This is a genomic window from Streptomyces sp. cmx-18-6, assembly GCF_046548915.1.
Taxonomy (GTDB): Bacteria; Actinomycetota; Actinomycetes; order Streptomycetales; family Streptomycetaceae; genus Streptomyces.
The window spans coordinates 331,029-343,138 of record NZ_JAEBEP010000006.1 but is presented as its reverse complement, the minus strand read 5'-3'; the positions used below and the strand labels follow the sequence as shown (position 1 = coordinate 343,138).

General features: G+C 71.3%; 14 protein-coding genes and 1 riboswitch. Of the genes, 8 read left to right on the top strand and 6 right to left on the bottom strand.

The genetic code is table 11. From position 1 onward, the window contains the following. Positions 1–144: 144 nt before the first annotated feature. Positions 145–966: a hypothetical protein gene (locus ACLJPL_RS17000; protein WP_411081672.1), complete on the top strand. Its 822-nt coding sequence runs from the start codon at positions 145–147 to the stop codon at positions 964–966. A 144-nt stretch (positions 967–1,110) separates the two neighbouring features. Here ACLJPL_RS17000 and ACLJPL_RS16995 read toward each other — a convergent pair whose 3' ends face one another. Then, a complete protein-coding gene (locus tag ACLJPL_RS16995; RefSeq protein WP_411081671.1) occupies positions 1,111–1,569 on the bottom strand; it encodes a winged helix-turn-helix transcriptional regulator in 459 nt (152 codons plus the stop codon). Here ACLJPL_RS16995 and ACLJPL_RS16990 point away from each other — a divergent pair. Then, entirely contained in the window at positions 1,561–1,962 is a 402-nt protein-coding gene (locus tag ACLJPL_RS16990; protein WP_411081670.1) for a YybH family protein, read from the top strand. The genes ACLJPL_RS16995 and ACLJPL_RS16990 overlap by 9 nt on opposite strands. Before the next feature lie 197 nt (positions 1,963–2,159). Beyond that, on the top strand, positions 2,160–2,693 hold the full coding sequence (locus ACLJPL_RS16985) for a hypothetical protein (RefSeq protein WP_411081669.1): 534 nt from the start codon (positions 2,160–2,162) through the stop codon (positions 2,691–2,693). 87 nt (positions 2,694–2,780) lie between these two features. Here the strand turns inward: ACLJPL_RS16985 and thiC are convergent, their stop codons facing one another. Further along, entirely contained in the window at positions 2,781–4,586 is a 1,806-nt protein-coding gene (thiC, locus tag ACLJPL_RS16980) for a phosphomethylpyrimidine synthase ThiC (protein WP_411081668.1), read from the bottom strand. Next, positions 4,579–4,712: riboswitch (TPP riboswitch) on the bottom strand. Its footprint overlaps the gene before it by 8 nt. 69 nt (positions 4,713–4,781) lie before the next feature. Here thiC and ACLJPL_RS16975 point away from each other — a divergent pair. Beyond that, positions 4,782–6,128 (top strand): YibE/F family protein, encoded by a 1,347-nt coding sequence (locus ACLJPL_RS16975; RefSeq protein ID WP_411081667.1) that lies wholly within the window; start codon positions 4,782–4,784, stop codon positions 6,126–6,128. A gap of 87 nt (positions 6,129–6,215) precedes the next feature. On the opposite strand, the gene ACLJPL_RS16970 is transcribed toward ACLJPL_RS16975, so the two are convergent. The 4 genes from ACLJPL_RS16970 to ACLJPL_RS16955 form a co-directional block, all read right to left on the bottom strand. Then, on the bottom strand, positions 6,216–6,653 hold the full coding sequence (locus ACLJPL_RS16970; RefSeq protein WP_015609883.1) for an SsgA family sporulation/cell division regulator: 438 nt from the start codon (positions 6,651–6,653) through the stop codon (positions 6,216–6,218). A gap of 101 nt (positions 6,654–6,754) precedes the next feature. Next, entirely contained in the window at positions 6,755–7,525 is a 771-nt protein-coding gene (locus tag ACLJPL_RS16965; RefSeq protein WP_411081666.1) for an IclR family transcriptional regulator, read from the bottom strand. A gap of 410 nt (positions 7,526–7,935) precedes the next feature. Next, positions 7,936–8,148: a DUF5326 family protein gene (locus tag ACLJPL_RS16960; RefSeq protein ID WP_411081784.1), complete on the bottom strand. Its 213-nt coding sequence runs from the start codon at positions 8,146–8,148 to the stop codon at positions 7,936–7,938. A 122-nt stretch (positions 8,149–8,270) separates the two neighbouring features. Next, positions 8,271–8,588 carry a cupin domain-containing protein gene (locus ACLJPL_RS16955; RefSeq protein ID WP_355082570.1) on the bottom strand — a complete coding sequence of 106 codons (318 nt, stop codon included), beginning with the start codon at positions 8,586–8,588 and terminating at the stop codon, positions 8,271–8,273. 134 nt (positions 8,589–8,722) lie between these two features. Between ACLJPL_RS16955 and ACLJPL_RS16950 the strand changes: the two genes are divergently transcribed. From ACLJPL_RS16950 to ACLJPL_RS16935, 4 genes are all read left to right on the top strand, one after another. Further along, the gene (locus tag ACLJPL_RS16950) at positions 8,723–9,100 is read left to right on the top strand and encodes a phage holin family protein (RefSeq protein ID WP_411081665.1); all 378 of its coding nucleotides are present in this window, start codon (positions 8,723–8,725) and stop codon (positions 9,098–9,100) included. Between the two features lie 176 nt (positions 9,101–9,276). Beyond that, positions 9,277–10,401 (top strand): cystathionine gamma-lyase, encoded by a 1,125-nt coding sequence (locus ACLJPL_RS16945; protein ID WP_411081664.1) that lies wholly within the window; start codon positions 9,277–9,279, stop codon positions 10,399–10,401. Between the two features lie 173 nt (positions 10,402–10,574). Continuing rightward, entirely contained in the window at positions 10,575–11,054 is a 480-nt protein-coding gene (locus tag ACLJPL_RS16940; RefSeq protein WP_411081663.1) for an NUDIX domain-containing protein, read from the top strand. Between the two features lie 147 nt (positions 11,055–11,201). Next, positions 11,202–12,086 carry a GNAT family N-acetyltransferase gene (locus ACLJPL_RS16935; protein ID WP_411081662.1) on the top strand — a complete coding sequence of 295 codons (885 nt, stop codon included), beginning with the start codon at positions 11,202–11,204 and terminating at the stop codon, positions 12,084–12,086. Positions 12,087–12,110: the final 24 nt, after the last annotated feature.

The following is a 12,110-nucleotide window of genomic DNA, read 5'->3' as shown; positions in this document are numbered from 1 at the left end:
CGATCGGCGGGTCTATTTCAGGAAACCCTCTGTCACCCCATGCAGTGACCGCTCTACCATCGGCTCATCAGTAGCAGGCTCTCCTCCGTTTCCGCCCGATCGCCCGGTCCACGCGGGCCGCCGGGCACGACGGAGCATCGGGGGATGCAGATGACGAATGCTCCGCACCTGCTGGCCGAAGACGGCCCCGAGTACGCGCGGATCCTGGGCGACGCACTGCGCCACGCCCACGAACGCCCGGACCTGGAGGGCGTCGGTGACCGGCTCAACACCGAACAGCTGCGCACCATGGCCCTCAACGCCACGGCGCTGATCACCACGGCCGCCGCCACCGAGTACGAGCACTACGTCAAGGCCCGCGCCGATCTGCGCGCTGCGAGGGCCACCGTCCCGGAGGGCGAGTCGTACGCGGACGCCTCGGGAGCGCCCGGCCCGGGTGCCGGAGTGGGGGCGGTCCTCACCGTCCTGACGCCGCTCCTCGCCGGCACCGCGGCGGTGATATTCCTGCTCATCGGCTATGTGCTGAAGGCGGTCAGCCCCTCCCTGGCCTTCGGCGCCACCATGATCGCGGCCGGGTGGTTCTTCGCGGCCGTCGCCGCCGCGGCCATCCTGGTCGCCGCCGTGGGCCTGCTCGTCGCCGCCCTGCGCAACGGCTCCTCCTCGTCGGTCGCCGAGGACGAGGAGCAGGAGCTGCCGGAGGAGGTCGCCCGGGCCAGGGAGGCGTGGCGGCACGCCCTGCTGGAGCGCGGCATCCTGCCCTTCCTCCGGGACGCCCTGGCCGACCCCGCGGCGGGCCCCGCCGCGCGGACCCCGCTCCGCTCGCCCAACCGCATCCCGAAGATCGGTTACAGCAGGCCGGACTTCGCCGGCCCCGAGGACGGCCCGTCGGCGGGCCCCCGGCCGACCTTCACCAGCCCCGACTTCACCAGCCCGGACTTCGGGGGCCCCGAGCACCGGCCGGAGTAGCCGGCGCGCACGGCCGGACCCGCCCCGACGCCGAGCCCGAGCCCGTCCCGTACGCCGAAACAGCACGGCAGCCGGTCAGCCTCCGCACGCCGAACAGCACCGCAACCGGTCAACCCGCCGCACGCCGAACAGCACCGCAGCCCGTCAGCCCGCCGCACCCCGAGCGCCCGCATCCGGGCCCGGGCCGCCGCCCAGAGCGAGCAGCGCCTCACCGGTCGCGTAGAGCTCCACCAGCAGCGGCCGCAGCGCCTGCCCCGACGCCGTCAGCGCGTAGCGGCTGCGTACGGGAAAGCCCCGCTGCCGCTCCACCGACACCAGGCCGCCCTCCCCCAGCTCCCTCAGGCGGTGGCTGAGGACCTTCGCCGACACCTCCGGCAGCCGCTCCCGCAGCTCTGTGAACCCGCGCGGCCCGCCCATGAGTTCGCGCAGGATCAGGGTGGTCCAGCGCCCGGAGACCGCGGCGAGCGCCACCTCGACCGGACAGTCCCCCTCGGGTCGCCGAGTGCGGCCGGGGGCGGTGGGCGCCAGCTCCGGGTCCCAGTCCGCGAAGGTATCCGCTTGGTGACCCACGTCGGCGGGCTGTTGGCTGACCATATGACGCATCCCACCAGTGTGCGGCTCACCACCGAGGCCGCGGAGCACCCGTACGTCCTGGAACGGGCGTTCAACACCTTCGACCCCCGGATCATCGACCAGCTGTACGAGGAGGAGGCCCTGTTCGTCCCCCGGCCCGGCGCACCCACGGCCGGGCCGGGGCGGCTCCCGGCCCATGAGGGCTTCCTCGCGCTGCGCGTGCCGATCCGTGTGACTCCCCGCCACACCTACGTCTCCGGCGATCTGGCGCTCCTGATCGTCGACTGGACGGTGGAGGGCACGGCGGCGGACGGTGCTCCGACCCGTATCGCGGGCACGGCGACGGACGTCGCGCGCCGTGGTCGCGACGGATTCTGGCGGTACGTCATCGACAACCCGTTCGGCGGAGCGCACGGCTCCTGAGGTCCTCGCCCGAGGTTCTCGCTCCTCGTGAACGCACGGCAGCGCGGGGGCGGGCAGCGTGACGGCAGCCCGATGTGGAACGTCAAGTTCTCCTCAGAGTTCCCCGAACGGCCTTGTCCCCCCAGCGTCCTCGCAGCAGGATCAGGGCTCATGGGCCGTGCTCGCCGCTCCGACCGCGCCATTCGGGAGATCACCTCATGTCACGACGTCGCCCCTTGGCCGAGCTGACCGTCCTCTCGGTGATCGTGTTCCCGCTGGTCCTGGCCTGCTCGCCGGCCGGTACGGGCGGGAACGGGAGCCCACAGCCCCCCGAGCCGACGAAGCCGGCGACCGCCGCGCCGGCCCCCACCGCCGCGACCGGTCGCGCGCAACCCGCCGTGGCACGGCCCCCCGCACTGGACGACACCGAGACCGTCGTCGTACGCCAGGACGAGACGCGGGGGAACCGCATCCTCGCGTTCGGCGAAGGGCGGAAGGGCGATGCGCTGATCGTCGCGGCGAGCTGCCGGGGCGAGGGGACCGTCGACGTCACCGTGAAGCCGGTGAACGTCACGTTCCCCCTGACGTGCGTCGAGGGCGAGGTGACGACCACGTACAACCAGCTGGCCCTGCGGGGCGCGGGCGGCCCGGGCGCCGTCACGGTCCGGGCTTCCTCCGCCGTGCGCTGGTCCCTGACGATCGGGCGGGGAGAGCCGGCAGCGGCGGACCTCGGACCGTCCGACTCCCTGTAGGGCCCCCGCCCGGGGCGCGGGCCCTCACGGGCCCACGGCGGCCCCCCGGCCGGTCCGGCCGGGGGAGCCGCTCCGGTGCGGCGGGGGTCAGTCCGCGATCGGCAGGTAGACCCGGTTCCCGGCGGCGGCGAACTCCTTCGACTTCTCCGCCATGCCCTCCTCGATCTCCTCCTGCGAACCGCCGTGCTGACGGCGGATGTCCTGGGAGATCTTCATCGAGCAGAACTTCGGCCCGCACATCGAGCAGAAGTGCGCCGTCTTCGCCGGTTCGGCGGGCAGCGTCTCGTCGTGGAACTCCCGGGCCGTGTCCGGGTCGAGGGCCAGATTGAACTGGTCCTCCCACCGGAACTCGAACCGGGCGTCCGAGAGCGCGTCGTCCCACTCCTGCGCGCCCGGGTGCCCCTTGGCGAGGTCGGCCGCGTGGGCGGCGATCTTGTAGGTGATCACGCCCGTCTTCACGTCGTCCCGGTTGGGCAGCCCCAGGTGCTCCTTGGGCGTGACGTAGCAGAGCATCGCCGTGCCCCACCAGGCGATCATCGCCGCGCCGATGCCGGAGGTGATGTGGTCGTAGGCGGGCGCGACGTCCGTGGTCAGCGGGCCGAGCGTGTAGAACGGCGCCTCCTCGCAGATCTCCTGCTGGAGGTCGATGTTCTCCTTGATCTTGTGCATCGGGACGTGCCCGGGGCCCTCGATCATCGTCTGTACGCCGAACCGCTTGGCGATCGTGTTCAGCTCGCCCAGCGTGCGCAGCTCGGCGAACTGCGCCTCGTCGTTGGCGTCGGCGATCGACCCGGGCCGCAGCCCGTCACCGAGGGAGTAGGTGACGTCGTACGCCGCGAGGATCTCGCAGAGCTCCTCGAAGCGCTCGTAGAGGAAGGACTCCTTGTGGTGCGCGAGGCACCAGGCCGCCATGATCGAGCCGCCGCGCGAGACGATGCCGGTCTTGCGGCGGGCGGTCAGCGGGACGTACGGCAGGCGCACGCCGGCGTGCACCGTCATGTAGTCCACGCCCTGCTCGGCCTGCTCGATGACGGTGTCCTTGTAGATCTCCCAGGTCAGCTCCTCGGCCCGGCCGTCGACCTTCTCCAGGGCCTGGTAGAGCGGGACGGTGCCGATCGGCACGGGGGAGTTGCGCAGCACCCACTCGCGGGTGGTGTGGATGTTGCGGCCGGTGGACAGGTCCATGACCGTGTCGGCGCCCCACTTGGTCGCCCAGGTCATCTTGTCCACCTCCTCCTCGATGGAGGAGGTGACGGCCGAGTTGCCGATGTTGGCGTTGACCTTCACCAGGAACCGCTTGCCGATGATCATCGGCTCGATCTCGGGGTGGTTGACGTTGGCCGGCAGCACCGCCCGGCCCGCCGCGATCTCCTCGCGCACGACCTCGGGCTCGACGTTCTCCCGGATCGCGACGTACTCCATCTCCGGGGTGATCTCCCCGCGCCGGGCGTACGCGAGCTGGGTGACGGGCCGTCCGTCGCGGCTGCGGCGCGGCTGGCGCGGGCGGCCGGGGAAGACCGCGTCGAGGTTGCGCAGTCCGCCGCGCGGCGAGGTGTGCTTGAGCCCGTCGTCCTCGGGGCGGGCCGGGCGGCCCGCGTACTCCTCGGTGTCGCCGCGGGCGATGATCCAGTTCTCCCGCAGGGGCGCGAGCCCCCGGCGGACATCGGTGTCGACGGCGGGATCGGTGTACGGCCCCGACGTGTCGTACAGCGTCACGTCCTTGCCGTTGGTGAGGTGCACCTGTCGGACCGGAACCCGGAGGTCCGGGCGCGAGCCCTGGACGTATCCCTTGTGCCAGCCGATGGACTTCCCGGCCCCGTCGTTCGACGTCCCGCCGGTGCGCGGCTCGTCGTTCTGTTTCGAGGCAGGCGTGCGTGCGTCCGCTGTGGTCATGAGACCTACTCCCTACGCCGGCATTACCCGGTAACAGGTTCGGCGGTCGGCGCAGCGTTTCCCGTACGGACGTACGGCGATCAGCGCCCTCTCAGCCCGGTGCTCCGAGCTCCCGCGTGTGCAAAGTGCCTCCACGCTAGCGTCCTTTCCGGCGAGCTGACCAGAGGGCCCCCTCGTTCTTGCGATGATCGCCCCGTGACCTCCCCCCAAAGCGACCCCGCACCCCAGCCGCCGCCCCCGGGCCACACCCACGGCCACACGCACAGCCACGGACCCGCCGCCCCGGTCTCCAAGCACCTGCGCAAGGTCATCGCCGCCGTGCTGATCCCGTTCGCCACGGCGGTCGTCGTCGGCCTGATCGCCTTCTGGCCCGGCGGCGCCCCCGACCACGAGCGCACCGGCGTCGGTTTCGACCGGCAGACCCAGGACGGCAAGGTCGTCCAGGTCGTCCAGGTCGACTGCGCGGACGTCAACGCCGCGCAGGTGCCCCCGACCGGCGACACCTCCACCCCCTCGGGCCGCGAGGCCGTCAACGAGCAGGAGGGGGAGTGCGCGAAGGCGACCGTCGAGGTGACCACGGGCGACGACAAGGGCCGCAGGTTCGTCGAGGTCGTCCAGCCGGACGCGCCCCGCCAACTGCGCGAGGGCCAGGGCGTGGTCGTGGCGTACGCCCCCGACGCGCCCCGCGACCTCCAGTACTCCGTCACCGACGTGAACCGGAAGGTCCCGCTGGCGCTGCTGGCCGCGATCTTCGCGCTGGCGGTGGTCGCGGTGGGCAGGCTGCGGGGGGTGATGGCCCTGGTGGCGCTGGCCGTCTCGTTCGCCGTACTGACCCTGTTCATCCTGCCGGCGATCCTTCAGGGCTCGAATCCGCTGGTGGTGGCGGTGATCGGGGCCAGTGCCATCATGCTGGCCGCGCTCTACATGTGCCACGGGGTGACGGCGCGTACGTCCGTCGCGGTCATCGGCACGCTGATCTCGCTGCTGCTGATCGGGCTGCTCGGCTCCCTCTTCATCGGATGGGCGAGCCTGAGCGGCAACACCGACGACAACACCGGCCTCATCCACGGGCTCTACCCGGACATCGACATGAGCGGCCTGCTGCTGGCCGGTGTGATCATCGGGTCGCTCGGGGTGCTCGATGATGTGACGGTCACCCAGACATCCGCCGTCTGGGAACTGCACCAGGCGGACCCGCGGATGGGCTGGCGCGGGCTGTACCGGGCCGGCATCCGCATCGGACGGGACCACATCGCCTCGGTCGTGAACACCCTGGTGCTGGCGTACGCGGGCGCGGCGCTGCCGCTGCTGCTGCTCTTCTCCATCGCCCAGAGCAGCGTGGGGACGGTGGCCAACAGCGAGCTGATCGCGGAGGAGATCGTCCGGACGCTGGTCGGCTCGATCGGGCTCGTCGCGTCGGTGCCGGTGACGACGGTGCTGGCCGCGCTGGTGGTCTCCGCGGACCGCCCGGGCGCCGGCGCCTCCTCGTCCACGGCGGCCGCCCCCGCACGCACCGGCAGGGGTCGCCGCCGCAAGGCGTAGGGCGCGGCCGGGGCGTCGGCGGGCCGGGACGCGGTCCACATCCCCGGCCCGGGCCGCCGCGAGGCGCGGGAGGCCGGACGTGCCCGGTCAGCCCGCGTTCTGCTCCTCGGCGAGGATGCGGCCCAGTGCCTCCTCCAGGTTGCCGTCGAAGTCACCGAGCGTGTGCTCCTGACCGAGGGGCACGAGCTTGTCCGTCCGGTCGAGGAACGCCACCAGCGGCGCCGTACCGGCTCTGAACAGCGCGCGGTCCGCCCCTACCTGGAGCCGGATGTGCACATCGCCCAGGCCCTCGGGCTCGGTCGGCCCGATGTGCACATCGCCGTCGCCGCTGGGGCTGTTGAGCCCGTCCAGCAGCAGCTCACGACCGAATGCCCAGGTCACAGGGGCATCGCCGGGCAGGTGGAACGTCATCCGGATGGCATACGGATCAGCCACCTCGTACCGGAGCTCCACCGGAATACGGAACGAGAGCTCCTCGGAGACGAGAAAGCTCATCATGACCTCTGCTTGAACCGACTCGCGCATCGTTCAACCCCGCAGTAGATGAAACTGGCCAGGAATGATCCCCTATGGCCCTATTGACGCCATCGTGGTGCACGCGATAGCAGATCACAAGGAGTGATTTTTCAGATACTGATAGAGAACACGAACGAGCGCAAGAGGCGCGCCACTTCGCAGCGTAGCTGTTCGACTGCGGGCAGCAACCGTTCTTCGTCGTCCAGAGGTACGGAAATGGCCATGGCCGCAAGGGTCGCACCGGCCGTCACGGGAATGGCGGCGCAGACGGTCCCCAGTGCGTACTCCTGGCGTTCGATGACCGGTTCACCCTGACGTAACGAGCGCAGCCGCTCCAGAAACGCCGCGCGATCTCGCACTGAGTAACGGGTGAGCGGGCGTACGGGGTACCGGTCGAGGTGGTCCTCGCGGCCCTTCTCGTCCAACTGGCCGAGAAGGCACTGCCCGATCGCATGCGCGTGCCCGGTCTCCCGGAAGGAGGCCCACTCGCCCACCGCCGGGGCGTCGGGGGCGTCCGCGACCGCGATGAGCTCGATCTCGCCCTCCCGGTAGACGGCGCAGTACACCGGGACCCCGATGGCGTCCCGCCAGTGCGCGAGGGAGTCGGTGACGGTGGCGGGGCGGGGTCTCACGGCCTGAGCGGCGGTCAGGTTCTCGGCGGCAGCGCCGAAGAGGAAGACGCCGTTCTCCCGGCGGAGATAGCCCTCATGGGTGAGGGTGCGCAGCAGGTGGTACGCGGTCGGCAGCGGGAGGCCCGCCTCACGGGCGAGTTGCTTGGCCGGTGCCCCGTCCCGATGGGCGCCCACAGCCTCCAGCAGCCTCAATGCCCGTTGTACCGAACCGATCAGCGTCGGGACGGCGGTGGTCGATGCCGTGGTCAAGGTCGCCCCCAGGCATGGTGACGGGCCATCAGCCCTCCCGTGGGGGCCGCCCCCACAGGTCTGCCGCGATCCTGAGAACCGGAGGAGCCGGAGCGACCGGCATTCCGGTGACCGGCGAGGACCGGGGCGCGGACACCGACGAACCGGACACCAACGACCGGAAATAACCCATCGGAGATCACCGCATGGAGATCAACGACCGAACTGTCGTGCAAACCATGTCACTCGGTCAATTCGGTGACAGAAGGTCACATTCCGGATGGCGGCAGCGTCATGTCACTGTATCGGCCGCTTCCGGCAGGAGGGGGTTTTCATCCTGGACTTAGCTCAGCTGGGCTAATCCCTCACCGCCCGGGCGGAGCTCGCCGCTGCCCGCCGGGCCTCTACCGCCGGACAGCCCTGGTCAGCCGCTACCAGTCACCGCGCGAGGACGACGAGGACGTGAACTTGCGTACGACGAAGACCAGTCCGCCGACCACCACGACGAAGACCAGGGCCTTGAAGAGCAGGCCGATCACGAAGCCGACCACGCTGGCGATCAGCCCGCCGAACACGAAGATCGCGATGACGGGCACCGCGATCCACTTCACCCACCAGGGCATCCCCGCGAATATCTCCCGCACGGCCATCGCCATCTACCTCGTCTCTCTGAGTTCCTGCCTCGATGCTAAGGGCGCGGGAGACCCCGGCGGGGGCCTCGCAGCCCTTGAAGACCCCTGATCGAACCCTTAGGGAACCCGGGGGTTCAGCCCTCCGGCGGAGAGAAGACGACCATCACCCGGAGGTCCTCGGTGATGTGGTGGAACTTGTGGGCCGCTCCGGCCGGCACATAGACGACGCTCCCCCGGCCGACCTGCGTCGTCTCCATGCCGACCGTGATCGACGCGCGCCCGCTGACGACGAAGTACACCTCGTCCTGCTGGTGCGGCTGCTGCGGATCGAGCGCGCCGGCGTCCAGGGCGTACAGGCCGACGGACATGTTCCGCTCCCGCACGAACTGGAGGTACGCCCCGTCGTTGGCGGCCCGTTCCGCCTCCAGCTCGTCCAGTCTGAATGCCTTCATGGCCCGTCCGCCCCTTGTGACCCGTACTGCCGGTTGCCTGCTCCGCGGTCGTCCGCCCGGTCGGTCGCGTGCTCCGCCGGTCGTGCCCGCGCTGTCGGTGTGCACCACCGATCATGTCTGCCACGATCAGACACATGAAGAATTTCGTAGTCAAGACGATCGCCAACGCGGGTGCGCTGGCCGTGGCCATCTGGCTGATCAGCGGCATCACGCTGGAGGGCGGCTCCACCGGCCGCAAGATCCTCACCCTGATCCTGGTCGCACTGATCTTCGGCCTGGTGAACTTCCTGGTCAAGCCCGTGGTCCAGCTGCTGACATTCCCGCTGTTCATCCTGACGCTGGGGCTGATCACCCTGGTGGTCAACGCGCTGATGCTGATGCTGACCTCCTGGCTGGCCGGAGTGTTCGAGCTCAGCTTCCATGTCGACGGCTTCTGGACCGCGCTGCTCGGCGGCCTGATCATCTCGGTCGTGTCCTGGGCCCTCAACGTGGTCCTGCCCGACGAGGACTGAGTCCCGGGCCGCTGAGTGAGAGCGGGGACCCGGCCCCTGAAGGAGTGCGGGGGCCCGGCCTCTGAGAGAGTGCGGGTCGGACCGGCACCCCGCCAGGAGGTCCCGGCCGCCGGGCGGAGCACCGTAGTCACCGGACGGAGCCCCGTACTCACCGGGGAGAGCAGCGAAGGAGCAGCATGACGACCATGGGCGACGGGACGCGTGCGGTACGCGCCGGGCTTCCCGAACCGGAGCAGTACGAGCCCACCCTCCCCGGCCCGGTCTTCGCCGCGCACTTCCACCTCTCCGGCGAACCGGTGGGACCGTACACCTACGGACGGGACACCAACCCGACGTGGACCCATCTGGAGCGGGCCATCGGCGAGCTGGAGGCGCCCGGCGAGGACGTCTCCACGACGGTGTTCGCGTCCGGCATGGCGGCGATCACGGCGGTGCTGCTCTCCCAGGTCCGCGCGGGCGACACGGTGGTGCTGCCGGACGACGGCTACCAGGCGCTGCCGCTCGTACGGGAGCAGCTGACGGCTTTCGGCGTCGAGGTTCGGACCGCCCCGACCGGTGGCGACGCCCAGCTGGCGCTGCTGGCGGGGGCGAAGCTGCTGTGGATCGAGAGCCCCTCCAACCCGGGCCTGGACGTCTGCGACATCCGGCGGCTCGTGGCGGCGGCGCACGAGGCGGGTGCGCTGGTCGCCGTCGACAACACCCTGGCCACCCCGATCGGCCAGCGCCCGCTGGAGCTCGGCGCGGACTTCTCCGTCGCCAGTGACACCAAGGGCATGACCGGGCACGGCGACATCCTGCTGGGCCACGTCACCTGCCGCGATCCCCGGCTGACCGCCGACGTACGACGCTGGCGCAAGGTGGTCGGAGCGATCCCCGGTCCGATGGAGGCATGGCTCGCCCACCGGTCGCTCGCCACCCTCCAGCTGCGCATCGACCGGCAGTGCACCACCGCTCTGGCCCTCGCCGAGGCGCTGGGCAAGCGGGCCGAGGTCACCGGGCTGCGGTATCCGGGACTGCCCACCGACCCGTCGTACGGCACCGCCGTGCGCCAGATGCGGCGCTTCGGTTCGGTGGTGTCGTTCGAGCTGGCCGACCGGGAGACCGCCGAGCGCTTCCTCGCCGCGCTGCGGCTGGTCGACGACGCGACGAGTTTCGGCGGCGTACGTTCCACCGCCGAGCGCCGGGGCCGCTGGGGCGGCGACGCCGTCCCGGAGGGCTTCATCCGCTTCTCGGTCGGCGCGGAGGACCCGGAGGACCTCTTGGCCGACGTCGGGCAGGCGCTGGACGAAGCGGTCCGCTAGCGGACCCTGCCGGGTGCTGCCGGGTGCTACTGGCTGCTGCTGGGGAGCGCGACGGCGGCGGAGGCCCGCTTGGGGCGCGTGCGCGACGGCGAAGGCGCGCTGCGGGCACCTGGCGGCTCCCTCCGGTGGCCGCCGGGAGTTTCAGACGGTGTTCCACGGGCCACGCTCTTGCCATGACCGAACGCCCTGTGGTCAAGCGCACCGCCCGCGCCGTCCTGCTCGACGGCGACCACCTCATCCTCATCAAGCGCACCAAGCCCGGGGTCGATCCGTACTGGGTCACCCCCGGCGGCGGGGTCGAGCCGGAGGACGCCACTGTCGTCGACGCCCTGCACCGGGAGGTCGACGAGGAGCTCGGCGCCAAGATCGTCGACGTCGTCCCGTGCTTCGTCGACACCGTCGAGCACATCACGGACACCGGAGTGGCGGGGGTGAAGGTCCAGCACTTCTTCGTCTGCCGGCTGGCGGCGATGGACTCCTCCCTGCGGCACGGCCCGGAGGTCGAAGAACCCTGCGGGGAGTACGAGATCGTCCGGGTGCCGTTCAGCCGGGTCGGGATCGCCGCCGTTCACCTCGTCCCGCTCTCCCTGCGCCACTATCTGGACGGCAACATCGAGGGCGTACGGGCGTTGCACGCTCCTGATCTGGGCTGACGGCCCGACCGTGTTTCACGTGAAACCACGCAGGGGTGACGGCTCCGGCTGGTGACGGCTCTGGAATCGGGTGACGGTTCCGGAAAACCGGTGGCGTTTCGGGGAAACCGGTGGACGGGTGATCACCGCGTCGGACAGCCTGGTTCCATGCCGAGCCCCTCATCCACGCCCCTCGTCGACCTGCCCGTGCGGCGTCTCAGCCGGGCGGACCTGGTCCACTGCGCCGATCTCAGCGAGGACCGCGGCTGGCCCCGCGACGAGCACCGGTGGGGCCTGCTCCTCTCCGCGGGCACGGGGTACGGGATCGCGGAACCCGATGGGAACGGCCTGGTCGCCGCGTGCGTGACGACGTCGTACGGGTCGCAGCTGGCCGCCGTCGGCATGCTGCTCGTCGCCGGCCGCCACGCCCGCCAGGGGGTCGCCCGCCGGCTCATGCGCCAGGTGATGGACGAGGCCGGGAGCACCCCGCTCGCGCTGTACGCCACGGCCCAGGGGCAGCGGCTCTACGAAGAGCTCGGCTTCGCCCACGTGGGCCGGGCCGACCGGGTCGGCGGCCGTTTCCGGGGCGACGGCGCGGCGGGCCGGGCCGGGACGGCCCCGGGCGTGACCACCCGCCCGGCCACGGCGGACGATCTGCGGGCGATGGTCCGGCTGGACCTTCCGGTGTTCGGCGCCGACCGGACGCACCTCATCGCCCGGCTCCCGGCCTTCTGCGACCGGCTCCAGGTGGCCGAGGAGGACGGCGAGCTGACCGGATACGCGGGCCTCTGGCCCAGCGGCGACTCCCATGTGGTCGGCCCGCTGATCGCACGGGACACCGCGACCGCGAAGGCCCTGGTCGCCGCGCTGGCCGCCACGACGGACCGGCCGCTGCGGGCCGACGTCGACGCGCGCCACGAGGAACTGCTCGGCTGGCTGGTGGACCACGGGCTGGAGCCGGGCTCCCGCACTGCGCTGATGACGTACGGCCTCGCGGATCTGCCGGGCGACGCCGCCCGCAGGTTCGCTCCGCTCACGATCGCGACGGGATGACGCACGACAGCCGCACCGCCCTTC